Below are 24,604 nucleotides of genomic sequence, written 5' to 3' on the forward strand. Positions count from 1 at the left end.
TGACTCATCCGTTTCAAGACAAGCCGTTTAATTACAAATTACGAAGTCCTAACGTATTTTCACACGACAGAAGCAGTGTTTAGCCATTGACGGACATCAACGAATCTACCTGCAACTGCGGCGGCAACCGCCATTTCAGGACTAACAAGATGTGTTCGTCCATCGCGCCCTTGACGCCCTTCAAAGTTACGGTTAGAGGTGGAAGCACAACGCTCACCTGGTGACAAAATATCTGGATTCATTGCAAGACACATGGAGCAACCAGATTCCCGCCACTCAAAGCCAGCCTCGATGAAGATATGATGTAATCCTTCCTGTTCAGCACGTTCCTTGACTGCTTGTGACCCTGGCACGACCATGGCATTAACCTTGGAGGATACCTTTCGACCTTTAGCTACTGCAGCGGCACGGCGTAAATCTTCAATCCGTCCGTTTGTACAGGAGCCAATAAACACGCGATCAATAGTGATGTCGGTCATGGGAGTCCCTGCAATTAATCCCATATAAGCAAGGGCATCTCGTGCCGCCTTTTGTTCGGTTTGGCTCATAAATTCTTCAGGATGAGGGACGTTCCCAGTAATGCCGGTACCCATCCCGGGACTAGTTCCCCAGGTTACTTGTGGCTCAATCTCGCTTGCGTGAAGCTCAATGTAAGCATCATATTCGGCACCTTCATCCGTTGCCAGTTCTCTCCATGCAGCAACAGCTTGGTCAAATGCTTCTCCTTGAGGAACATGGCGGCGACCTTTTAGGTATGCGAAAGTAGTATCATCCGGAGCGATCAGACCTGCACGTGCTCCAGCCTCAATGGACATATTACAAACTGTCATCCGTTCTTCCATTGTCAATTGACGAATAGCTTCCCCTGTATATTCAATAACATAACCTGTGGCAAAGTCAGTGCCGAATTTTGCGATAATAGCCAAAATTAAATCTTTTGCAGAGACACCTAGCGGCATTGGGCCTTTTACATGGACTTCCATTGTTTTTGGTTTTGCTTGCTGCAAGCATTGCGTTGCCAATACATGCTCAACCTCACTGGTTCCGATTCCAAAAGCAAGAGCCCCAAAAGCTCCATGTGTAGAGGTATGACTATCCCCACAAACAATTGTTTTACCTGGATGAGTTAACCCAAGTTCTGGTCCAATGACATGGACAATTCCTTGATCTGGGCTGTCTAAATCAGCAAGTGGTACTCCAAAATCTCGACAGTTTTTGGTTAAGGTCTCCATCTGTGTCAGTGAAATGGGGTCTTCTACAAGGTAGCGATTCTTCGTGGGTACGTTGTGATCCATCGTTGCAAAAGTAAGATCGGGGCGGCGTACCTTTCGATGAGCTAGACGTAAACCCTCAAAAGCCTGTGGGGATGTTACTTCATGAACGAGATGTAAATCGATATATAATAAGCTAGGTTTTCCCGGTTCTTCGTGAATGACGTGCTGATCCCAGATTTTTTCAAAAAGTGTGCGTGCTTTCATCCTATTTCCTCTCCTCTGCATTGTAATCGCGTTCCTGCTTTTTTTTAGTTGTATCATGGATAAGTAAATAGCACAAAGATATAATGATTATAGAATGGATAGGAATTACCTATATGCATGGAAGGAAGCAAAGAATAGGCGGAGATAGAGATGGAATTGAGACAAATACGATATGTGATGATGGTAGCTCAAGAAAAAAGCTTTTCTCGCGCAGCGGAGAAGCTTCATTTAGCACAACCATCGCTTAGTCAACAAATTGCAAAATTAGAACGTGAGTGGGGCGTTCTGTTGTTTCAGCGATTGCCACAACGAGTCGAGTTAACTGATGCGGGCAATCGATTTCTACAATTAGCCACTGAGCTTATTGTGAGGGCAGATTCATTAGAACGTGAAATGCTTCAATTTGCAGAAGGGAACGCGGGGAGAATCGTAGTTGGCAGTCTTCCGATCACAGGGGCTTTTGTGTTGCCCGAAGCTTTTTCAGCCTTTACGAAACGCTATCCTCGCATCGAGGTTACTTTAATAGAAGACACATCGAGCAATCTGGAACAAATGCTGGTCAATGGTAAGCTGGATATGAGCTTGCTAACAATGCCGATACAACATCCAGCAATATTAACAACGCCGGTATTACAGGAAGAAATATATTTATCTTTGCCACCTCAGCATCCATTTGCAAAGGAGCCGATTGTTGATTTAAAGGCTTTGGCAGATGAACCATTTATTTTATTAAAAGAGGGGCAAGGATTTCGCACAATCTCACTTTCATTGTGCGAGCAGGCTGGGTTTATGCCTAAAGTAGTCTTTGAAAGCTCCAACATTCAGACGGTGCAAGCCTTAGTAGCATCAGGCATGGGAGTTTCTTTTGCGCCTCATATGATTACAGGGGCAATGAATGGTAACGTCCGTCCCGCTTATGTGCATCTATCTACGCACCCTAATCGAACCTTAGTAGTCGCATCCCACAAAGATAAGCATTTATCTGCTCCAATGCTAGCATTACGAGAAGAGATAGCCTTAGCCGGAAAGCAGTACTCACTAAACCTGGTGTAGAGACAAAAAAGTGGCAGGTGTGTTACACTATCAACAAAACATGCATGGAAAGGAAGGATACACACATGAAAGAGATTAAAACAGAAGAAGCATTCCAAGAAGCCATCCGTTCTTCCAAACCGGTTGTGGTTAAATTTTATACAACTTGGTGCCCTGACTGCTTTCGGATCGATCCGTTTATGCCGGAATTAGAGGAAGCTTACAAAGAGCAATTGGATATGATAGCAGTTAACCGTGATGACCTTCCTGAATTGTCTCAGCAGTTAGAGATCATGGGTATCCCCAGCTTTGTCACGTTCAAGAATGGCAAGGAAGTCATACGTTTTGTAAGCAAATTAGCTAAAAGTCGTGAAGAGATCGAGCAATTTTTAGATCGTTCCGTGCAAATTAGCGCAGAACTTTAAAATAAAAATTCGCTCTTATATAATGTAGGGACGTTATAGCTTTGCTAACAATTTGAGCAGGTTTTGCTGGAAATGCTCATATCTATAAGCAATGAGGAAAAACAAAGAGTTCTTTCAAGGAGGGTTGAGCTTGCGAAGCAATGTATGCATCGCGCATCGGGGTTGGTCAGGAGTTGCTCCGGAAAATACTTTGGCGTCTATCCGAACGGCACTTGAACACCCAAACATAGATGGGATTGAATTTGATGTTCAGCTGACAAGGGATCAAATTCCTGTGGTTATTCACGACTATTCGTTGGAACGCACCACGAATGGAACTGGATGGGTTAAGGATCATACGTTTGCCGAGTTGCGTTCTCTCGATGCAGGCAGTTGGTTCAACAAGCAATTTGCCAGCGAGACGATCCCTTCCTTGGAAGAAGTGCTCATTGCCAATCGTGAGAAAAAATGGCTTAATATAGAGCTAAAACAGATGGTGGCAAGCAGGGAGCAGGTGCTGGAAGAAAAAGTGATCCGTTTAATCGAGCAGTATGATATGGAAGAACATGTGATCATTACATCATTTCAACATCAGAGCGTCTATCACGTAAAAAGATTGGCTCCACGCTTGCAGGTGGGACCGTTGATTTATGGAATGCCACTTTTATTGCACGAACAAGCCCAGCATATCGGGGCCGACGTGTTATCGCTCGCATATCCTTATCTGACTCAAGAGATTGCGGACCAAGCGAGGGATTGGGGATATCATATCATAGCTTGGACGGTAGATGATCCAGAACATATGCGACAGGTAGCTGAATTTGGATCGCATGTGCATATCTGCACCAATCATCCCGATAGATGGCTTTCAAGGAAAGGAAGTACGGCATGATTTCAATGAAAAGAGAGGGAGAGTGGCTTCTTGGCACGCTAGGTGAACAAGAAGCTGCTCTTTCTTTTGGAGACTTACTTCGAAAAAGATGGGGATTTCCGAAAAAAACAGCGCACCTTTTATTTCAAAACAAAGAGATTACGGTCAATGGCCAACCAGCAACCCAAGTCCAAAAAACAGAAAGCGGGCAACATATTGCGATCCGCGTTTGTCAGGAAGAGGAACTGGGATTAGAGCCAGTCAAGGGTAATTTACAGATTGCGTATGAAGACGATCATATCTTGATTGTTGATAAACCGGCGGGCTTGCTTTTACATCCTACCGAGCCTGCTCACCATAAGACATTAGACCATTGGGTAGCCGGCTATTTTCAAGAACAGAACATAAAGAACAAGGTTCGACATATTCATCGTTTGGATCAAGATACATCTGGACTCGTGATGTATGCGAAACATCCACTTGCTGGAGCTATGCTTGCTGAGAGATTGGAAAGACGAGATATTTCCCGGCAATACGTCGCTTTTGTGGAAGGAATCATGCAGGAAGAACAAGGTAAAATAGATGCGCCTATAGGAAAAGATCGTCATCATGCAACGAGAAGACGTGTTTCGCCTCAAGGTGACCGAGCTATTACGCATTTTCATGTAATGGAACGCTATCGTGATACTACGCAAGTATCTTGTCGTCTTGATACAGGACGAACGCATCAGATTCGCGTTCATTTCGCTTATTTGGGATATCCGTTGCTCGGAGATATTTTATATGGAGCTAGAAAAAATCAAACACTGCAAAATAGACAAGCATTACATGCAGCGAAACTTTATTTTATTCACCCGTTTGGGGAGCAGCAAGTGGAGGTCACAGCAAAGCTGCCGCAGGATTTACAAGAGCTTAAGAGCCGATTATAAAGCAATAAAAAGTCATTTTAGGACTAACCCAGAAAAAACTGAAAGCCAGGAAACGAATGTCCGTATAATGAATACAATGCCTAGAGATCACATGAAAGGGCGATGGTATGAAAAAAACCATCATCGGAGTGCTAACCTGGCGATCAGGACGGACGTTTGCAGAACCTGGCTATTTTAAAAAGCTATTCCAAGCGTCAAAGCGATTGGGAGTAATTTTGTACCTGTTTTCCCCTCAAGATGTAGATGAAAAAGCGAAGCTAGTGCAAGGATTTTTTTGGTCCCGTGAAAAAGGGTGGCTTTCTAAACGCTTTCCTTGGCCGGATGTAGTGATTGATCGCTATCGTTACCGATCTGATCAAGCTTTTAAGAAGTATCTAGATTTTCGTAAGCGAAATCATATGCATTATGCAAATAATCGACTCGCCAACAAATGGAAGGTACATCAGGTCTTATCCGCAGAGCCTTCTATGGTAAAGTGGCTACCAGAAACATATTTGTATACAGAAGAGAGAATAGCGAAATTGCTTGGAAGCTATTCTCTTGTGTATATAAAGCCAGTCAATGGTACCGGTGGAAGAGGAATTGTAAAGGTCGAACGTGTAGGGAATCATTATGAGCTTTTGGGAAGAAATGATCAGCGAAAGAAAATCAAAGCTTCATGTAAAACACTCATTGAAACAACCAAATGGCTGGATACATGGAAAAGGAAGGATAAATGGATTGTACAGCAAGGCTTGCATATAGAACTGCTACCTGCGAGATCAGTTGATGTCCGTTTACTCATTCAGAAGGAACAAACAGGTGTCTGGGATGTGACTGGAATGGGTGTTCGAATTGGTCCAATTCACTCGGCTACCTCTAATCTGCATGGTGGGGGACAGGCAAAAGAACTAGCTTCGTTTTTGGAGTCGTTATTTGGGGCAGAAAGAGCACAGATGATTAAAAAAGAGTGTCATCAATTAGCGAAACGGACAGCTCTCACAGTCGAACGACATTTTGGGCGAATGATGGAGCTTGCCCTTGATATTGGCATCGATGTAAATGGATTTATTTGGCTCATTGAGGTAAATCCCAAACCTGGCCGGGAAATTTTCCGGGAATTAGGACAAATGAAAACCTACCAGCAAGCGATTGAACGTCCCATTCAATATGCAAAGTATTTGGCTTCACAACAATAGCACAGCTTTGGTTCCCGCGAGTTACCTCGAATGCAATGGGAATACAAATATTCAGGCGACCGAGTTTTAAGGAACTGACCGGCTACCGCCTGCTTTTTTTCGTTTTGAGGATGGACAAGGAATACTATATGTTATAAAAGCTGATAGGAGTAGAAGGAGAAACGAATGTATGAGAGCTGAAAAATTCTTTACACATCCCGCGGGTATAGCTGTTGCTGCCACAGTCACTACCTTTTTATGGGGAAGTTCTTTTCCGTTTATTAAAAAAAGCTACGAGCATTTACAAATCGCAAAGTCAGATATCTTTGAACAGATGCTATTTGCTGGATATCGTTTTGTGCTGGCTGCCCTTGGAATTTTATTGGTGATGCTTTTGCTTCGTAAACAGTTAGCGTACCAAACCGGCTCCTTGAAGCGATTGGTAAAGGTAGGAGCTTTTCAAACATTTTTGCAATATATCTTTTTTTATATCGGCCTTAGCTATAGTTCAGGGATTCAAGGCTCCATTATTGCAGGAACCACTTCCTTTTTTCAGATTATCCTAGCTCATTTTATGTATAAAAATGATTCATTAAGTATTCGAAAATGTGTGGGATTAGCGATTGGATTTCTAGGTGTTATTCTTGTTAATTTACCGAGTGGAGGTTTAATGGCAATCACATTTGGAATAGGAGAGATTTGTTTATTGGCTGCTATGTTTTGCGGTGGATTGGGAAACATTTTATCAAAGCAGGAAGCAGCTCATCTCGATATTCTATATTTGACCTCTTATCAAATGCTACTGGGGGGATTAGGTTTACTTGCAGTTGGAGCTAGTCAGGTAGGAATTATGCCTTTTCAGTTTGATTGGGACACCAGCCTGATGTTGTTCTATTTGGCATTTATTTCAGGTGCTGGTTTTGTGTTATGGAACAATATTATGAAGTACAACAAAGTAGGGAATGTTTCCATGTATTTATTTTTGATTCCCGTGTTTGGAGTTCTTCTTTCTTCCGTTATGCTACAAGAAGCCATTCATCTGATGGTATTAATTGCTCTGGTTTGTGTAGCTGGAGGCATTATCATTGTGAATAAACAAAGGTCCGCAACATCAGCTACACATCCTGTGGGGAAAGCTGGAAAACCATTGAAATAATAGACATGTGCATTCACCCACCCTCTCCTTTAGGCATATGGTACAAAAGGGGAGGGGTGTTTGAACAGATGCAGGTTGAGTTTGGATGGCTTCATGGGATATACGTTTTTTTTATCCTGCTCATTATTTTGCTAATGGTGCTGAGGAGAGATACAAGTCTTATCAGTATAGTAGGGATTGCTGTATTGGGTTTTGTGGCAAGTGGCTCCTTGTATACAGCAGTAGAGGGAATCTTTAATAGCTTCATTTATGCTATCAACGAGCTATTACCTACCATTCTAATTATTTGCGTAATTGTTGCTATGAGCTTAGTATTATCGGCTTCTGGAGTAAATGAAACAATGATTACGCCTATGACGTTTTTTATCAAGGCACCAGGCCCAGCTTACTGGATCATAGGGGTTTGCATGATGGTAATCTCATGGTTTTTCTGGCCATCACCAGCAGTGGCTTTAATTGGTGCTGTAATACTCCCTGTTGCCGTTCGAATAGGGTTGCCAGCAATAGGCGTTGCCATAGCAATGAATTTATTTGGTCATGGGATAGCATTATCTAGCGATTTTATTATTCAAGGTGCACCCTCCCTAACTGCAGGAGCTGCTGGGATAGCAGTGAAGGATGTCATTCGTGCAAGCGTTCCTTTAATCATGGTCATGGGACTTGTTTCAACAAGTGTTGCGTTTTATTTATTACGTCGAGATATGAAAAATGGAAAATTGCAGGCCGATTCAGGCTTGTTACCGAATAAAGCTTTTGTGGAGGAAAAAGGGGAAGTAGGAAAGGGGATTAGGGAGGATGCTTCAGCAGATATTCCCTTGCTCTCCAAGCGACTGCGTATTGCTTTTTCTATTTTAGTTCCCGTCTTGTTTGCCTTAGATGTTCTAGCTATGTGTTTCTTTGATCTAAGGGGAGGGGATGCAACAGCTTTAGTTGGTGGCACAGCAATGTCTATTATGTTGTTCGTCACTATGTCTACACACAAAAAAAGGGGCTTGGAGAAGACTACAGAGTATCTCATCCAAGGATTCCAATTCGGCTTCAAAGTGTTTGGGCCTGTTATTCCAATAGCAGCCTTTTTTTACATGGGAGATAGTGGCTTTATCAAGGTATTTGGTGAACTATTACCTGTTCGATCTCAGGGAATAGTTAACGATCTTGGGGTTGCTTTGGCTCAGACCATTCCGTTAACCAAGGAAGTAGCAGCAGCGACTGTTACGGGAGTCGGAATAATAACTGGTCTAGATGGCTCAGGATTCTCAGGTATTAGTTTGGCAGGATCGGTGTCCCATCTTTTTGCTTCCTCGGTGTATGATGGTGTTGCCACTCTTACGGCTTTAGGTCAGGTTGCAGCCATTTGGGTTGGGGGCGGTACTCTAGTTCCCTGGGCTTTAATCCCAGCCGCAGCCATTTGTGGCGTCAGTCCATTTGAATTAGCGAGACGTAACTTAATTCCAGTTTTAATCGGATTAGGGGTGACAACAATCGTTGCTATTCTTCTACTTTGAAAAAAAGACCAGAGAGGCGTGAAGATACTCTGGTCTTCTTGATGTACCGATGGTTTTTCGTTAGGTGGACTTCTCTATATTGCATTTGATTAGCAAAGTGGATCTCCAAATTTGCCTTCAAAAATGGTTTCGGCTAATTCTCGTCTAGAATTAGGCGTCTCGCGTTCTTGAAAAGCTTCTGATAATGCCTCTTTTTCTCCCTGATAACCAATAGCGATAACAACTTCAATTTCGTACTCATCTGGAATCTTCAATAGCTCACGGGCTTTGTCAGGATAAAAGCCGCCCATCGCGTGAGTGACCAGTCCCTGACGAACACACTCTAGTGCTAAATAACCCCATGATGTGCCCGCATCAAAGGAATGAGAACGAAGCGGTTCATTACGTGAGGAAAGCTTACGAGATAAGAGAAGGGCAAGAACTGGAGCCTTGTCACACCAAGCGGTATTACCAGGCATAATAAAATTCAGGAAAGTAGCCCGATCTTCTGGTGAGCGTGCCAAAATATATCGCCAAGGCTGTTCATTACTGCCTGATGGAGCCCACCGTGCCGCTTCAAATATGCGATATAATTTTTCTGGTTCGACAGGTTTTTCCGCAAATGAGCGTGGAGACCAGCGATTTAAATAAATAGGATCAATAGCATGCTGACTTTTGCGATGAAGTTGTCCCCATGTAGATTTTTCACTATGTTCCATTGGATTTGTCCTCCTTTTTTATTGAAGCAATGTTTAGCTGAATTTTCTGTCATTACAATTGATTTAAGTATAACAATGCAATTCCTTTTTGGCACTTCTAAAACTGTTTAAGGGAAAAATTATTCTTTTTAGGGTAAAAATATCTTAGTGTATATATCAAGGGAGGCTAGTGAGCTTTGTTTACATAATAAAATTATAAACAACCTTTTCCTACATGATTTCCACATTTCCTCCATACTCCTGCTTTATGTACTCGCTAAGATAACGATAGAAAGGCGGGAAGAGTATGCAAGAATTAAAAGCAGCACGCTTAGAAATCTGTGCTATGTTAAATCAGTGTCAGTCTTGCAATTTGCCTCTGCTTCATCGCCGTCCTGGTCAAAAAAAGCGGAACAATCAGTTCTGTGCTACCCATTGTAGTTTTTACAGGGAAATTCAGATGAAGCGACGTAGTATGGAGCGTTTGCAAATACAACGGAGAGCACAGCTTGGAGTGCCACGCACAGGGACAATGGAACCAGATGAGGAACGTGTTTTCGTTCTTAGTTAAAATAACATAGGCAGGTTTACTTGCTTTCAGTTACACAGAGTGAAAAAAAAGTCGACAAAAGCCCCCAAAAAGCACATAAAATGTATCTTAGCTTAATTTATCTAATTGTAGGATGACTAAACAAACAGGGGATATGTTAAGAGAGAGGAAGCTTTATGTAAATGGGTGAACCGACCACTAGTAGGGGGTGTTATTTTTTACTTCACAATGTTTTGTGAGAGTAAACAATAGCAGCCCTTCTTTTATACATAAAAATAAACGCTTGTCTATTCTTGTAGAAAATGTGCAAATAAATTAACTTGTACAAGCGACTGTTTCACTCTATCCTATAGATAAGAATTCAAATCGGAACTGGAAGCAAGAGGAGGTAACCTATATGTCAAAAGATTTGCTTGAAATGCTAGAGGAGCTACATGAAGATAAACAAAGATATGTACATTACTTAGAACAAAGTAAAAAATCTCTCTCGCAACTTACAATGACAAAGGGAGACACTCATTGCGCAGAAACTCTTAAACTTCTGCAAGCCACCGAATCGGAAGTAGAAACCTTACAAAAATTAATTTCTTACATTGACTTTAAGATAAAACTTTTACGAGTAAAAGAATACGCTTCCTAGGAACCTCATCGCCCCAGATGGGGTTCCTTTTTCATAATAAATAGATATGATTTTTACATAAAAAGTTGTCAACTGTTCGTATCCTGCCTGCATCTGCTACAATAGGAGCATCAGCTATTAAACGATGACGGAGGGAAATACACATGTCACAAAACCAGGATCAACAACCACAAGATCAGCTTGCAGAACCTAGAGTAAATAAGGAAGCTAAGGTTGTCATTATTACTTTTATCGGTTTTATGGTTATTTGTGTGTTTATTATTGGCTGGTTTATGTTTCTCCGCTAGGATACAAATGAAGAAAGCAGGTGTAGTAATATGTCAGAAAGATCTCTACAACTGGGTGATATCGTTACAGTAAAACATCGAACAGGCGAATATATCAGTGAGATCATAGAGCTTATGCCAAGTAAAGCGTTAGTCAAAACATTAGCAGTGCTCACACACCCTACACAAGGTGATTTACATAATTTATACGAAACGAATGTACCTTTGTTTCATCAGCGCAAAGCAATGGCTTTTCTTGAAAAGGTATACGTTCCCACAGCCGTTTTGCGACCATATTCTGGAGAAAGTGTGCCAGCCTATCCCGATTCTTTGCACCAGGCATTGCAAAAGCTAGAAGAGCAATTGCGGGAGCGCGACGATGAATATGCTAATCTTGCGCTACATCAATTGACTCAGCTTCGCGAGGAATATTTTTCATAAAAGACAACCCTCTTTGGTCATAAAACACGGAAAAACAGGGAACCCTAATTAGGGATATAACTCTGATTTCTATCAAACCAAGGGGGTTTTCATGTATGGCAGCAGGATTAGGTGCACATGAGGTGCTAGATTTACATGAGGTCTTAGATGGCATGATTAACACTGGTAACAATATGCAGATGTATCGTTCGTATGTTAGAGATCCACAATTAATGAGTATATTGGAAAATCAACTGCAATTTCATTTGCAGTCCTACAACATGCTCATTTCTATTCTGCAACAGACAAATTATCAGAGACCCATCCAAGAGCGTCATTTGAAAATTCTAGGGTATTCACAACCTAAATATGGTTTACGTCAACCTGCTCCGGTAGCTCCTTCTGCTTCTCCACAGGAAATAGATGATCGCGATATTGCCAGTTGCATGTTGGGATTACATAAATCTGCAGCGACTATTAAAATGATGGCGACATTGGAATGTGCAGATCCAACCTTGCGACGGGCACTATCGCAAGCTGCTGTTAATTGTGCAGATATGGCATATGAAGTATGGCAGTACATGAACCAGAGAGGCTATTATCAGGTGGCTACCTTGAAAGAAGTAACCACGCAGACCATGATCAATACATATCAGCCAACTATGAACCAATCGTTTGGTCTGCATTCTCCTCTCATGAATCAACCAGTTGCAAAGCCATCTCCACAACTGGTCTCACAAGTCCAACACATGAATCAACCAAGCGCATCGATTTTACCTCAGCATACGTATGCTAATTATTCTGGGACTACAGCAAGTGCTGATGTGCAGCACAGCAATCAAAATGTAGCAAGTGGAGTAGGAAATCAAGCTTTGCATGCTCAAGCACTAGATCATACCATTTCTCATGGGGAGCAACAACCATCCGCTGCGAGTATTTTTAGCAATCATGTGGGACATGCTCCGCACACAACGGAATAACTAAGGACAGTACATCCCGATAAAAGCTACCCTACTTTTTTTACAAGGGCTTTTACTCGGGATGTTTTTGTTAACTCGGGTATCATCGAAAGTTTGGCAATGTTCATGTATCATGTTTTGTACTATAATAGGGGAGTGTTTATATAAAAGGAGAGTTTTTAATGTCTCGGGTTGTCATAGATGCAATGCTTTTTGGAATAGTTGCTCTGGTTCTCTTTGGGGCAATGGTCTATTACATTAAAAAATGGAAATGAGAAAAAACGCTAATCTTATCAAGTGAGGAGGGATTAGCGTTTTTGCATTTAATAAAGGTGTATTTCTGCGGCTTATTTCATATGTAGTAATGCCGTACTATCTCCATTCATAATGATATCAATGTGATTTGAAATTTTTTCAATGTCCCATTCCACCATGCCACATCGAGCAGGGCTGCAATGATGTCGTCTGAAAATCGTTTCTTCAGCTCCTTGGATGGATTCCCCCCTACAATCGTATAAGGTTGAACGTCTTTGGTTACTACTGATTTGGCAGCAATAATTGCACCGTCTCCAATTTTCACTCCTGGCATGATACAAGCATCCATACCTATCCAAACATCGTTTCCAACCACGGTGTCCCCTTTAAATGGAAGTTCCTCGATAGTTGGTGTAAACTTTTCCCATCCATGCCCGAAAATGTTGAAGGGATAGGTAGAAAAGCCGTCCATCTTATGATTAGCCCCATTCATGATAAAAGTTACGCCAGAAGCGATGGAGCAAAATTTTCCGATGATCAGTTGGTCTCCATATATTTCATAGTGATGCAATACTTGATTTTCAAATTCTCCATTTCGACAGTCGTAGTACGAATAGTCTCCCACAATGATGTTTGGCTTGGTGATGGAACTTTTGATAAATTGTAAGCCCTGATACCCCTCGATCGGATATTTTACGTTTGGATTCGGTCCCGTCATTTTTATTTACTCCTTTTGGATTAGAATGAAAATCCCTAAAATTTTATACAACAAAAAACTCCTATCCACTATCCGGATAGGAGAAGGTTGGCTAATCATGATACAGAAATAATCCACCTGATAAAGGCAGAATCATTTCATCTAACTATTAAAAAAGCCCGCACTAATCCTATCTAGAAAGTGTTTCGTATAATACGAAATTTTCATTAAAAATAGGATTAGTTGATCATTGGACTTTTGTTCACCCTTTCGAATTACATTTTCTCTAATATATTTGAGCAGATGTACTTTGTCAAGAAATGTTAAATGGTTTCTTGAACAAATTGAAAGGAATAGCGCAGAAGAGTAAATCAAGAAATTTAGGATTCCTGATGCAAGGTATAAATACATTAAATTTTTCGTTTTCATAAAAAAGAAAGGCGATATTCATCGCCTTTCCCATTCAGATGCTTAATTTAATTTAATAATTTTAATTGTGACTCCACTTACATTGCTGCTATTGATAGTGAAAGCATTATTCAGTAAATTTCTCAGTTGCAGAGTGGAGTTAGACGGTATTGTTACAATAGCTTCTCTTGAAATTTGGATAGCACCTGTAGAGTCAGTATTTGAAGTTACTGCGGAAGTTTTGAAATCAGAAATTTCTTTGTTATTAATTGTCAAGCCAACTTCGATATAATCCGGTTGCAATGCGCTGATTGGATTCACAGATACAAGGAAGCAAATAGAATAGTCTCCTCCTTGAGTAATGCTGATAGTGGTTGCATCAGCTTGTGAAATTCCTCCACTAGATGGACCAGTAATATCAAAAGGTATGGCTTCATTTGAAGATATTAACATAGTTTTGCTTAATTGGAAGAAACCGTAAGCAGGAGAGAACACTCCAGCTAGGCCAGTCGGGCCGGTTGGGCCAGTCGGACCAGTCGGACCGGTAGCGCCAGTAGCACCAGTAGCGCCGGTGTCTCCAGTTGGACCAGTCGGACCGGTGTCTCCGGTAGCGCCAGTAGCACCAGTAGCGCCGGTGTCTCCAGTCGGACCAGTCGGGCCGGTGTCTCCAGTTGGGCCAGTAGGACCGGTGTCTCCGGTAGCGCCAGTAGCACCAGTAGCGCCGGTGTCTCCAGTCGGACCAGTAGCGCCGGTGTCCCCAGTCGGACCAGTCGGACCGGTGTCTCCGGTAGCGCCAGTAGCACCAGTAGCGCCGGTGTCTCCAGTCGGACCAGTCGGGCCGGTGTCTCCAGTTGGGCCAGTCGGACCGGTGTCTCCGGTAGCGCCAGTAGCACCAGTAGCGCCGGTGTCTCCAGTCGGACCAGTCGGACCGGTGTCTCCAGTAGCGCCGGTGTCTCCGGTAGCGCCAGTAGCACCAGTAGCGCCGGTGTCTCCGGTAGCGCCAGTAGGGCCGGTGTCCCCAGTCGGACCAGTAGGACCGGTGTCTCCGGTAGCGCCAGTAGGGCCGGTGTCTCCAGTCGGACCAGTAGGACCGGTGTCTCCAGTCGGGCCAGTAGCGCCGGTGTCTCCGGTAGCACCAGTCGGGCCGGTGTCCCCAGTAGGACCAGTAGCACCAGTGTCCCCAGTAGCGCCAGTAGCGCCGGTGTCCCCAGTAGGACCAGTAGCACCAGTGTCCCCAGTAGCGCCAGTAGCGCCGGTGTCTCCAGTAGGACCAGTAGCACCAGTGTCCCCAGTCGGACCAGTCGGACCGGTGTCTCCGGTAGCGCCAGTAGCACCAGTAGCGCCGGTGTCTCCGGTAGCGCCAGTAGCACCAGTGTCCCCAGTCGGACCAGTCGGGCCGGTGTCTCCAGTTGGGCCAGTCGGACCGGTGTCTCCAGTTGGGCCAGTCGGACCGGTGTCCCCAGTCGGGCCGGTGTCTCCGGTAGCACCAGTCGGGCCGGTGTCTCCAGTTGGACCAGTAGCACCAGTGTCTCCGGTAGCGCCAGTAGCGCCGGTGTCCCCAGTCGGACCAGTTGGACCGGTGTCTCCGGTAGCGCCAGTGTCTCCGGTAGGACCAGTCGGGCCGGTGTCTCCAGTTGGACCAGTAGGGCCGGTGTCTCCAGTTGGGCCAGTCGGGCCGGTGTCTCCAGTTGGGCCAGTAGGGCCGGTGTCTCCAGTTGGGCCAGTAGGGCCGGTGTCTCCAGTTGGGCCAGTAGGGCCGGTGTCTCCGGTAGGGCCAGTAGGGCCGGTGTCTCCAGTCGGACCAGTCGGACCGGTGTCTCCGGTAGCACCAGTCGGGCCGGTGTCTCCGGTAGCGCCAGTAGCGCCGGTGTCTCCAGTAGGACCAGTAGCACCAGTGTCCCCAGTCGGACCAGTCGGACCGGTGTCTCCGGTAGCGCCAGTAGCGCCGGTGTCCCCAGTCGGACCAGTTGGACCGGTGTCTCCGGTAGCGCCAGTGTCTCCGGTAGGACCAGTCGGGCCGGTGTCTCCAGTTGGACCAGTAGCGCCGGTGTCCCCAGTCGGACCAGTAGGACCGGTGTCTCCGGTAGCGCCAGTAGCGCCGGTGTCACCTGTAGGACCAGTAGCACCAGTGTCCCCAGTCGGACCAGTAGGACCGGTGTCTCCAGTAGCGCCAGTAGCGCCGGTGTCTCCAGTAGCGCCAGTAGCGCCGGTGTCTCCAGTCGGGCCGGTGTCTCCGGTAGCGCCAGTAGCGCCGGTGTCTCCAGTTGGACCAGTCGGGCCGGTGTCTCCAGTCGGGCCGGTGTCTCCAGTCGGGCCAGTAGCGCCGGTGTCTCCGGTAGGACCAGTAGGGCCGGTGTCTCCAGTTGGACCAGTAGGGCCGGTGTCTCCGGTAGCGCCAGTAGCGCCGGTGTCCCCAGTCGGACCAGTAGGACCGGTGTCTCCGGTAGCGCCAGTAGCACCAGTGTCTCCGGTAGGACCAGTAGGGCCGGTGTCTCCAGTTGGACCAGTAGCGCCGGTGTCTCCAGTAGCGCCAGTAGGGCCGGTGTCCCCAGTCGGACCAGTAGCGCCAGTGTCCCCAGTCGGACCAGTCGGGCCGGTGTCTCCGGTAGCGCCAGTAGGGCCGGTGTCTCCGGTAGGACCAGTCGGGCCGGTGTCTCCAGTTGGACCAGTAGCGCCGGTGTCTCCGGTAGCACCAGTGTCTCCGGTAGCGCCAGTAGCGCCGGTGTCCCCAGTCGGACCAGTCGGACCGGTGTCTCCGGTAGCGCCAGTAGCACCAGTGTCTCCGGTAGGACCAGTCGGGCCGGTGTCTCCAGTTGGACCAGTAGCGCCGGTGTCTCCAGTCGGGCCAGTCGGACCGGTGTCTCCAGTCGGACCAGTCGGACCGGTGTCTCCAGTAGGACCAGTCGGACCGGTGTCTCCAGTAGCGCCAGTAGCGCCGGTGTCTCCAGTAGCGCCAGTAGGGCCGGTGACCCCAGTTGGACCAGTCGGGCCGGTAGCGCCAGTTGGACCAGTCGGGCCGGTAGCGCCAGTCGGACCAGTACCTCCACTAACCTGTAATAATTCGATGTCATCAACAACTATATCCGCAGTAGTTAGGGCAGGAATTTTATTAATAATAAGCAAAGCTTGAGTTGCTGTTGCTGGAACAACAGTAGTGGTGTCGTAAATTGTAGTCCAAATATTAGCTGCGTTATCTGGAAGATGACCTATAGGTATTGTAATATTAAGTCCAATACCAACAGGGGTAGCTGCTACATCTAAATAAATAAGAGCAATGTTTACTTGAGGACTCAATAAATTACCTAATTTTGCAATGGATAAAAACAATTCGAAACTATCTCCAGGTGTTACAGGTACTGATTGAAACAATAGACTATTTGCTGTATTTCCAAATAATCGTGCACTAAAAAAACCGGTGTGACTTTGTAGATTAGTAATTGCTACATTTGCAAAGCTCCACGGGATCAGGGTTCCCGTTTCAAAATCACCATTTACAATTTTGTTACTAAAGGGCAACTAGACCACCACTTTCATGAAAAAGGTTTTGGTGCTAGTACATCGTATGTTGCCCATTCTATTAAGGGAACGGTAAGTATCATTAGTTCGAATCCCAATTTTGAAAGAAAAGGATTGCCTAGAGTAATAGATCATATGAAAACCACATAAAGAAGATTAAAAGCTTAATCAAACAAAGCTTATAGATGTAAAAAAGCAGTGATAATAAAAGATCTTATATTATTAAAAATAATTTTATAATTCGTTCTTACAAAAAACGCTAGTCTTTCCTAAATATTGAGCTTCTTGGAAAAGCAGAGGAGAGATGAATAAAATCAATCTATATAATTAAGGAAGCAAAAAAAGGTGAATGGGTAGAATTAATTTAAATAGAGGCTTGAATAAAAGCAGAGGGGGAGTACATTCTTTCAAAGAATAACTTTTGACTCCTAATTTGCGACCAATAGACAAAGAGGTTTGTAAAAATAATAGAGGATTCTATCAATAATAAAGTGATTCTAATTTATAATTTTTATTTACATGAGATAATACCGGCGTAGCTGATACTACGCTGGTATCATCTACATTAATGCACTCCCGTTTTAAGGCTGTTTAGCTGCGTATGTAAGGATTTTAGCAATCTGAGTAAGGTTTCCACATCTTCAGGATCCATGCTTTGTAAAGCAGTTTCCATAACATGATGACTAGAAGAGTGATTATTGATCGTTTGAGATAACTTGTGTCCTTCAGGGGTCAACGACAAAATGATTTCGCGTTCATCTTCTTGAGAAGGTTCTCTGGTAAGATATCCAAGCGTTACTAGTCCATCTATAGAGATACTCAGAGTGCTTTTAGCTGTTAATAAGCGATCTGTTAATTGTTTTAATGTTTTTAACTCAGGATGGAAGCGAATTACATTTAAGATGGCTAATTGCTGCAAGGTAAGGCCAGCATGAGCAGCATCTAGCTGGGTCAATTTAGATGTGATCCTATTGATTGCCCAAAATGATTGCAGAAACGCAAGGGATTGTTTCATTTCTACCCTCCTAACTACTCACTTTTGATTCCTGTGATTTCTGACAAATAGTTTAAGTTTGAATTATTTGGTATCGAACGATTGCATGCATAAGTTTAGCTGATGCTTTATAAATTGTAAAGGATGCTTTCAACACATATAGTGAGCTTGCATATAGTATAGGAAACGAAAATAACCAAGAAAGTGCTCGGTAGGTTGACTGGGTGTATTCATCTGACATCTAACCGTATGTCACGCAGGGGTGTTGTTCGTATATGACAATGAAGAGGGGGGATTTCATATGCCAAACCATGTACGCCATATTTTTGCAGCAGTCTATACCTCAAAAGGGTATTACAGCTTTTACGATTCCATTTTACAAGATATAAATTACCTGTACCTACTAGATGGTCCCATCGGCACTGGGAAGTCGGCTGTTCTTGCATCGATCCAACATAGGCTGGCTGAACAAGGGGATACCATACAAGTGGTTCATTCTCCGTGGGAGCAAAAAGATATAGATGCTTTGCTATTACCAACCCAACGAATCGCCATTTTAGATGGAAATATTTATGAGAAGGCAGTTGCTGACAAATCAAGATTTAAACTTTCGGTTATTGATATAAAAGAAGCCTGTGATGTAATAAGGCTTACCCAATCAGAGAATCAAAATAAGGAATACGAAGTACAAATGGAGGCTGAATTAGAAGAAGCGTATGCTTCTTATCGTGATGCGTTGTTTATCCATGATGATTGGGAGAGAATTTATATAAGTAATCTAGATTTCGAGAAAGCCAACAAGGCAGCAGAAGAAGTCTGCCAAACAATCTTTGGTGATGTTTTTTTACAGAAGGAATCGCGTGTGCAAGAATGTTATTTTGGAGCAGCCACGCCAAATGGTAATGTGGATTATATTATGAGCCTTACGGAAGAGATCGTGCGGTATTTTATTAAAGGACGTCCTGGTTCAGGGAAGTCTACATTGCTAAAGAAAGTAGTTCAGGAAGCCAAACAGCGTGGTTTTGACATGGAAATTTATCATTGTGCCTTAGACCCAAATAGCTTAGACATGGTTATTGTACCGGAGGCTAATGTAGCGATTTTTGATAGTACAGCTCCGCATGAATATCTTCCCAGCCGAAGCTCTGATCGCGTTATTGATATGTATGAACGCGCAATTACTCCGTTTACGGACCAGAAGTATGCCTTTCAATTACGTTCCATATTGAAAAAATATAAACAGACAATTCAAAGAGCGAAGGAGCATTTGGTTCAGGCTAAATGGTTCCGAGATCAGATCGTTAATGAAAATAAGCAAGCAGTTTATTTTGAAAAGCTAGATGGGATTACAGATCGGTTACTACAGCAGTTGAAGGAAGCCTAATTTGAAAATCTGCAAGTAAACACAAAACGCGTTCCCGCTTGTGCCGTCACTCAGGAACGCGTTTTGTAATGAATAGTGTAGTACGAAAAGTTAAGGAAGAACGACTAAATGAGTAGTCAAAGGTAATTCCCGCCCGCTAGAAGGATGGTTTAAAACTTTACCATTATAGTAAAAGACACTGGAACTTCCGCCGTCTAGGTTGTATGCGTCACGTACCTTAAACTCAAGCAGTTTACGTTGTGCTTCCTCTAAAGTAACCCCTTTACTGCCACCTTTATTGCGTCCGTCAATTACGATAAATAACAGATCACCATTTTCAAAATTTCCGATCAGTGTACGTGGTTCCCGCCGGTTTGCCCATGCTTTTGGAATTGCTTTTTTCTGACCATTTTCCAAAAGGATTGGCAAGAAGCTCGCTCCCTGCATGATGCCGTTCTTTTTCACTTGCTCCTGTGATGTAAGACGTCCACTGTGCAAGCGACCATTTTTATTAAAGCCTACAAAGCTTAGATTCGGATTATTGGAAAATGTCTTGACCTGTCCATCTACCACTGTAATGCCGAGTGGGGCAAGTTTACCATTGCGTTTATCAAAACCACCTGCATTCACTGCTAAGACGGCACCTTTTCGTTTTGCTGCATGACTTGTTGTTTCCCCCCTGCTATAAACGCTATCGTTGGCCAAGACCATTTTCAGCGCATTGGGGTTATACAGATGGACTTTTGCCATGTAGCCGCTATATCCAGCTTCTTTAAGCGAGTACACTTTAATTCGCGAATTTTTACCAAAGTTTTGTCCAATTGGATCTCCTAACAGGTTTGCTAGGATTTCATCTAGTAATCCAGTAGATAGCTTCGTCTGGTTTTTGCTAGCTGCTACCAGATTATCAAGCTGCTTCTGATAATGCTCTGCTTCTTTTTTATCCTGATCAGCCGTTTTACGCATGCTTGCCAAGATGTCTTTCGTTTCATTAGAGGCTTTTTCCAGCTCCGAAATTTGGGCAGCGAGTTGAGCGCTTTTTAACGATAGCTTGTCCATATTGGCTTCCAAGGGTGAGGGCTTGGCAAAAGCAAGCAGAATCCCACAAAGGGGAGCCAGCAATAAAGCAAAAAACAGATTCAGTCTAGAAAGCACGAGCTGCATCCTCCAGTTTTTTCAGTGAGCCCTTCAGTTCTGCCAATTGTTTATCTAATGTTGTAATTCGTTGTGACAGAGCTTGCTTCGTCTTGTCTGTTCCAGAGATGGTCTCACCGGTTAATGCTAATTCCTCTTTAATTCCATTCATCTCGGACTGTACATTTCCCATTTGTGTTTCAATCATCTTCATCAACTCATCATTTTTGGCTTCCACCATGCTAATGCGCTGATCCAGATAACTCTGTGAAGCAGTAATATAACTTTGCGCAAGCTGAAAGCCCCCAAAGCACAGTCCACCCCAAATTAGCACGATACCAACGACTAATATTCCCTTACGTTTGGGAGTGCTTAGTCGTTTTTGCTTTGATGGTCGAACGGCTGCTGAAGCTGATTTTGTTTGCTCCATGTAGCTTTGATTCATTTTATTCCCTCCCATTCAAGAAATCAGGACAGTCCCTTGCAGTTAGGGAGCTTTTTACTAGTTCTCTTTTTCGAAAAAGCTTGTCCAAACAAACGGCATCTAAACAAGACACCATTCGTGTAATTTAGCGTTAGTACGACATTTCTTACACGACACTCTATTATAGCATGGAATGAATTGCGTGTATTTTACCAATCAAATGGAAGAACTAAGAAAAGAGGTTATTTACAGCAGTTATCTGCTAAATCCGTGGCATTTCGCTGTTTTTCGACTTGTACAGTATGAGATAGATTGCTTGCAAGAATAAAGCTGGATTGACACATTTATGTAAAAAATGGAAACAGACAGTTTCGTTATCTAAAACTGTCCGTTGGTTACATTCCTCTTTATTGTTCTGATAATTGTTTGATTGACAGAACGGAGTGCTGTTTCGCTGCATTTGGATCTGATAAGACCGTACACTCACGAAAGCTAAAATGCTTACATCCTAAGCATTTTTGATAATCTAATTGAGTTAAAGCGTACTCAATAGCTTCACCTGTATGCCCAAAAAAGTGCTCCTCCCCAATTTTATCTGCCAGACCTGTTTTTGTTATAACTTCTTTAGGCTGAGTCTGTATTCCTGATATGAGAATTTTTCCGCCGTTTCTTGTAAAATCGTTCACTACGTTTGAGAGGTTAGACTCACCAGTAGTGTCCATAAATGGCACCTTTGCCATCTTCAGGAGGAGTATTTTAGGGCGATAATGAATGGTTTGCATAATTGATGATTCAAACATAGCAGCTGCACCAAAGAATAGTGCTCCTTTAATGGTAAAAATAGCTATTTGAGGACAATCGTGTCCTTCCCTTACCATATGAGGAGACATTTTTTCGTGTTTTACTGCAGGATCAGGCAGTACCTTTGCAACGGTTAATATGTCCCTCATTCGCTTTACAAACAATATAATTGCCAATATTAAACCTACTTCAACCGCAGTTACTAAATCGGTTAATACAGTTAAGAAGAAAGTGATTACTAAGACAAGCGAATCACTTGTTTTGGTTTTTACGATATGAACAAATGCCTTGCGTTCACTCATGTTCCAAGCCACAACCATTAAGATGGGGGCCATGCTGGCTAAAGGAATGGAAGAGGCCCATGGAGCAAACAGCATTAATACGATTAACACAACGAGACTATGGATCATCCCTGAAATGGGACTCTTGGCACCGCTTTTTATGTTGGTAGCTGTACGAGCAATGGCTCCAGTCGCAGGGATTCCACCAAACAAGGGGGTAATCATATTTGCAATTCCTTGCCCAATCAGCTCACGATTGCTTTTATGTCGAGTTCCAGTCATGCCATCAGCCACTACCGCAGATAACAGAGATTCAATTCCTCCGAGTAAGGCAATCACAAAGGCAGGCTTAAGTAACTGAACAATTCGATCCAAGGTGATATCAGGTAGCTGAAAGTGGGGAAGAGTGCTGGGAATTTCCCCATATGTCGAACCTATTGTAGCTACTTTCCCTTCAAAAAAACATGCTGCCAGTAAACTGGACACGATAAGTCCGACGAGTGACCCAGGTATTTTTGGAAACAGCTTGGGTGTAATCAAAAGAATAGCGAAACAAATAAGTGCGGTTACAATGCTGTATGGATTGATCGTGGAGAGATGGATTCCAAGCTCCCGCATATTTGAAAGAAAGTCTTGATGTCTTTGGACTCCTGTTAACCCCAAAAAGTTTGCAATTTGGCCAGTAAAAATAATGACAGCTATGCCAGACGTAAACCCTATGGTAACGGGGCGCGGAATGAAGGCAATAAGTGCACCTAGCCTAAATATTCCCATCAGAACGAGCATTACTCCAGCTAAGAAGCCTGAAATTAATAAATTCTCATACCCGTACTGCATGACAATCGCAAATAAGATGGGAATAAAAGCCCCGGTAGGTCCCCCGATTTGAAATTTAGACCCACCAAATAAAGAAATAAGAAAACCTGCAATAATCGTTGTGTAAATTCCATATTGAGGGCTAACGCCAGCAGCAATAGCAAAAGCCATTCCTAAAGGAATGGCAATAACACCTACAATTAACCCTGATATGAGGTCATGTCGAAAATAAGTACTGTTGTAGTGCTCAAATCTTCCCGACAATTTCATTTTTAACCCTTCTTTTTTTATATATTTGATTATTTGAATATAAGGGGAATATACACCCGCCGATCCGTTTTTGTCAATGTAGGAAAAGAGTTGATACATATGGAAAAATTTGGTTTACAAACAAAAAACAAGAAAATCCTGTTCCAGTGAGATTCTCTTGCTTTTTTTATGGTTATTCATCCCGCATGTTTTTAAGTAAAGAAATGGCATCTACTAAATGATTGTCAAAAATCTGCTTGGAAACCTTAAGCAGATCTTTAATGAGGGGATCTCTCAGTGAGTAGATCACAGAGGTGCCTTCTTTTGTTCCACTTACCACATTTTTATTTCTAAGGACAGCTAACTGTTGGGACACAGCAGAACCTTCCGTTCCTAAAATAGCTTGAAGTTCATTAACGTTTTTATCACCTTCGCATAATACCTCAAGGATTCGAATACGCAAGGGATGGGCCAAGGCTTTAAAAAATTCTGCTTTAAATTGTTGAATTTCTCGGTTCATATATCTAAACTCCTTACAAACAATTTTAATGATAGGAATATAAGAATAAGATAACACAGATGGATAGAAAGTTGTAAAAGAGTCTATTGCTACTATCATATTTATTGATTGATTCTAATTATCTATGCTGTAGATACCGATTTTAATTGTATCAGGAGAGCGGTTTTCTTACCATTTTATTTTATTCATATTATGATCATATATATATAATTTTGCATACTGTTCAATTTGTGTACACATTTTTTCCATTAAGGCAAATTTTGCTAGATTTTTTTCAAAATATGGGTTATGATCTTAGTAGAAAGTGATTTTCTATTTTTACCCAAGGGGGAGATATTATGAGCATCGCAATCGCTGTACTACAATTCCTTGGCGCAGTAATCCCTTTAGTAATTGATCTTCTAAAGGCGATCGCTTAGGACTATTCATTTTCAAATTGTTTTAATGTCCTTATTCTTACCATTTTTGCCAAAAGGCCAGCTTCTTATGAGCTGGCCTTTTGGCATTTTTTAACTAGGAAACCATCTTGGGAGTTGCTCAGTTATCATCCCAACTATTTTTTTAACAGTGTCAGGAAATTTCACTATTAGAGGCTAGAATGGAGAAAGAAAAGGGGGAGAATTATGTTTAAGAAATTACATTGCCTTGCCATTTATACGAAGGACTTGGAGTCAGCTATTATTTTCTATGAGAAAATGGGGTTAGTAAAAAAGTGGGAGGCTGTACAAATTCCGGGTAAACCATGGAAACTGGTAGGTATGGGGTTTGAAGAAGGCCATGCAGAGTTAGTTTTGAAAAATAACCCTGAATTAAATTTTATAGAGCCGGAGATTTTTGTAGAAGATGTCACTGCATTCTATGAACAATGGAAAGACGATCCTTCCATTCATTGGATTCGTCCGCCATTTTCCAATTCATTAGGTGGTCATGCAGCTATTATGGAGGCGCCGGATGGTAATGTGTTTGTCTTAATCGGGAAGTAGCCTGATAAATATGCTACAATAAGAGGAATGTAACTTTTATTGATCTTTATAACATGGGGGGAAATAGTGATTGAACTTTATTGGAAAACACTCGCTAAATCTATTGCTGCTGATTGTCG

General features: G+C 43.1%; 22 protein-coding genes and 1 pseudogene. 14 read left to right on the forward strand and 9 right to left on the reverse strand.

The window, feature by feature from the left end; genetic code table 11:
• Positions 1 to 59: 59 nt before the first annotated feature.
• Entirely contained in the window at positions 60 to 1,478 is a 1,419-nt protein-coding gene (gene leuC, locus QZ995_RS03060; protein WP_301802850.1) for a 3-isopropylmalate dehydratase large subunit, read from the reverse strand.
• A 150-nt stretch (positions 1,479 to 1,628) separates the two neighbouring features.
• On the opposite strand from leuC, the gene QZ995_RS03065 reads away from it, so the two are divergent.
• The 7 genes from QZ995_RS03065 (at position 1,629) to QZ995_RS03095 (ending at position 8,532) form a co-directional block, all read left to right on the forward strand.
• Positions 1,629 to 2,531 carry a LysR family transcriptional regulator gene (locus QZ995_RS03065; protein WP_301802854.1) on the forward strand — a complete coding sequence of 301 codons (903 nt, stop codon included), beginning with the start codon at positions 1,629 to 1,631 and terminating at the stop codon, positions 2,529 to 2,531.
• 44 nt (positions 2,532 to 2,575) lie between these two features.
• On the forward strand, positions 2,576 to 2,935 hold the full coding sequence (locus QZ995_RS03070; RefSeq protein ID WP_212931365.1) for a thioredoxin family protein: 360 nt from the start codon (positions 2,576 to 2,578) through the stop codon (positions 2,933 to 2,935).
• Between the two features lie 130 nt (positions 2,936 to 3,065).
• Positions 3,066 to 3,806, forward strand: coding sequence for a glycerophosphodiester phosphodiesterase (locus tag QZ995_RS03075; RefSeq protein ID WP_301802862.1), 741 nt, complete (start codon positions 3,066 to 3,068; stop codon positions 3,804 to 3,806).
• The gene (locus QZ995_RS03080; protein ID WP_301802865.1) at positions 3,803 to 4,714 is read left to right on the forward strand and encodes an RluA family pseudouridine synthase; all 912 of its coding nucleotides are present in this window, start codon (positions 3,803 to 3,805) and stop codon (positions 4,712 to 4,714) included. Before QZ995_RS03075 ends, QZ995_RS03080 begins: the two co-directional genes overlap by 4 nt.
• Positions 4,715 to 4,821: 107 nt before the next feature.
• Positions 4,822 to 5,892 (forward strand): YheC/YheD family protein, encoded by a 1,071-nt coding sequence (locus tag QZ995_RS03085; RefSeq protein WP_301802868.1) that lies wholly within the window; start codon positions 4,822 to 4,824, stop codon positions 5,890 to 5,892.
• Between the two features lie 169 nt (positions 5,893 to 6,061).
• Entirely contained in the window at positions 6,062 to 7,027 is a 966-nt protein-coding gene (locus QZ995_RS03090; RefSeq protein WP_301802870.1) for a DMT family transporter, read from the forward strand.
• A 68-nt stretch (positions 7,028 to 7,095) separates the two neighbouring features.
• Positions 7,096 to 8,532 (forward strand): hypothetical protein, encoded by a 1,437-nt coding sequence (locus QZ995_RS03095; RefSeq protein WP_301803207.1) that lies wholly within the window; start codon positions 7,096 to 7,098, stop codon positions 8,530 to 8,532.
• 89 nt (positions 8,533 to 8,621) lie between these two features.
• On the opposite strand, the gene QZ995_RS03100 is transcribed toward QZ995_RS03095, so the two are convergent.
• Positions 8,622 to 9,230, reverse strand: coding sequence for a nitroreductase family protein (locus tag QZ995_RS03100; protein WP_301802872.1), 609 nt, complete (start codon positions 9,228 to 9,230; stop codon positions 8,622 to 8,624).
• A 286-nt stretch (positions 9,231 to 9,516) separates the two neighbouring features.
• Between QZ995_RS03100 and QZ995_RS03105 the strand changes: the two genes are divergently transcribed.
• The 5 genes from QZ995_RS03105 to QZ995_RS03125 all read left to right on the forward strand — a co-directional run bounded on the left by QZ995_RS03105 (position 9,517) and on the right by QZ995_RS03125 (position 12,065).
• Positions 9,517 to 9,780 (forward strand): hypothetical protein, encoded by a 264-nt coding sequence (locus QZ995_RS03105; protein ID WP_031414643.1) that lies wholly within the window; start codon positions 9,517 to 9,519, stop codon positions 9,778 to 9,780.
• A 376-nt stretch (positions 9,781 to 10,156) separates the two neighbouring features.
• Positions 10,157 to 10,399 carry a hypothetical protein gene (locus QZ995_RS03110; protein WP_301802875.1) on the forward strand — a complete coding sequence of 81 codons (243 nt, stop codon included), beginning with the start codon at positions 10,157 to 10,159 and terminating at the stop codon, positions 10,397 to 10,399.
• Positions 10,400 to 10,542: 143 nt separating this feature from the next.
• Complete coding sequence (locus QZ995_RS03115; protein WP_301802876.1) at positions 10,543 to 10,686, forward strand: hypothetical protein; 144 nt, start codon at positions 10,543 to 10,545, stop codon at positions 10,684 to 10,686.
• A 30-nt stretch (positions 10,687 to 10,716) separates the two neighbouring features.
• Positions 10,717 to 11,106, forward strand: coding sequence for a sporulation phosphorelay system protein KapB (gene kapB / locus QZ995_RS03120; RefSeq protein ID WP_301802878.1), 390 nt, complete (start codon positions 10,717 to 10,719; stop codon positions 11,104 to 11,106).
• A 95-nt stretch (positions 11,107 to 11,201) separates the two neighbouring features.
• The gene (locus QZ995_RS03125; RefSeq protein WP_301802879.1) at positions 11,202 to 12,065 is read left to right on the forward strand and encodes a spore coat protein; all 864 of its coding nucleotides are present in this window, start codon (positions 11,202 to 11,204) and stop codon (positions 12,063 to 12,065) included.
• A 326-nt stretch (positions 12,066 to 12,391) separates the two neighbouring features.
• On the opposite strand, the pseudogene QZ995_RS03130 reads toward QZ995_RS03125, so the two are convergent.
• The 3 genes and pseudogenes from QZ995_RS03130 to QZ995_RS03145 all read right to left on the reverse strand — a co-directional run bounded on the left by QZ995_RS03130 (position 12,392) and on the right by QZ995_RS03145 (position 17,935).
• Positions 12,392 to 13,017, reverse strand: a pseudogene (locus QZ995_RS03130) (Vat family streptogramin A O-acetyltransferase).
• Between the two features lie 450 nt (positions 13,018 to 13,467).
• Entirely contained in the window at positions 13,468 to 16,920 is a 3,453-nt protein-coding gene (locus QZ995_RS23945) for an NTTRR-F1 domain (protein WP_437124708.1), read from the reverse strand.
• 565 nt (positions 16,921 to 17,485) lie between these two features.
• On the reverse strand, positions 17,486 to 17,935 hold the full coding sequence (locus QZ995_RS03145; protein WP_301802880.1) for a MarR family winged helix-turn-helix transcriptional regulator: 450 nt from the start codon (positions 17,933 to 17,935) through the stop codon (positions 17,486 to 17,488).
• Between the two features lie 280 nt (positions 17,936 to 18,215).
• On the opposite strand from QZ995_RS03145, the gene QZ995_RS03150 reads away from it, so the two are divergent.
• Positions 18,216 to 19,298, forward strand: a complete 1,083-nt coding sequence (locus tag QZ995_RS03150) for a hypothetical protein (protein WP_301802883.1) — start codon at positions 18,216 to 18,218, stop codon at positions 19,296 to 19,298.
• Positions 19,299 to 19,388: 90 nt separating this feature from the next.
• Here the strand turns inward: QZ995_RS03150 and QZ995_RS03155 are convergent, their stop codons facing one another.
• From QZ995_RS03155 to QZ995_RS03170, 4 genes are all read right to left on the reverse strand, one after another.
• The gene (locus QZ995_RS03155; protein WP_301802884.1) at positions 19,389 to 20,432 is read right to left on the reverse strand and encodes a phosphodiester glycosidase family protein; all 1,044 of its coding nucleotides are present in this window, start codon (positions 20,430 to 20,432) and stop codon (positions 19,389 to 19,391) included.
• Positions 20,422 to 20,856, reverse strand: a complete 435-nt coding sequence (locus tag QZ995_RS03160) for a hypothetical protein (RefSeq protein WP_301802886.1) — start codon at positions 20,854 to 20,856, stop codon at positions 20,422 to 20,424. The genes QZ995_RS03155 and QZ995_RS03160 overlap by 11 nt, the downstream gene beginning before the upstream one ends.
• Positions 20,857 to 21,242: 386 nt before the next feature.
• Positions 21,243 to 23,003 carry a SulP family inorganic anion transporter gene (locus tag QZ995_RS03165; RefSeq protein ID WP_301802888.1) on the reverse strand — a complete coding sequence of 587 codons (1,761 nt, stop codon included), beginning with the start codon at positions 23,001 to 23,003 and terminating at the stop codon, positions 21,243 to 21,245.
• Between the two features lie 172 nt (positions 23,004 to 23,175).
• Positions 23,176 to 23,502 carry an ArsR/SmtB family transcription factor gene (locus tag QZ995_RS03170; RefSeq protein WP_031414665.1) on the reverse strand — a complete coding sequence of 109 codons (327 nt, stop codon included), beginning with the start codon at positions 23,500 to 23,502 and terminating at the stop codon, positions 23,176 to 23,178.
• A gap of 623 nt (positions 23,503 to 24,125) precedes the next feature.
• Between QZ995_RS03170 and QZ995_RS03175 the strand changes: the two genes are divergently transcribed.
• Positions 24,126 to 24,485: a VOC family protein gene (locus QZ995_RS03175; protein WP_301802895.1), complete on the forward strand. Its 360-nt coding sequence runs from the start codon at positions 24,126 to 24,128 to the stop codon at positions 24,483 to 24,485.
• Positions 24,486 to 24,604 lie beyond the last annotated feature (119 nt).

The organism is Brevibacillus laterosporus (assembly GCF_030489605.1).
In the GTDB taxonomy this organism is placed as follows: domain Bacteria; phylum Bacillota; class Bacilli; order Brevibacillales; family Brevibacillaceae; genus Brevibacillus_B; species Brevibacillus_B laterosporus_E.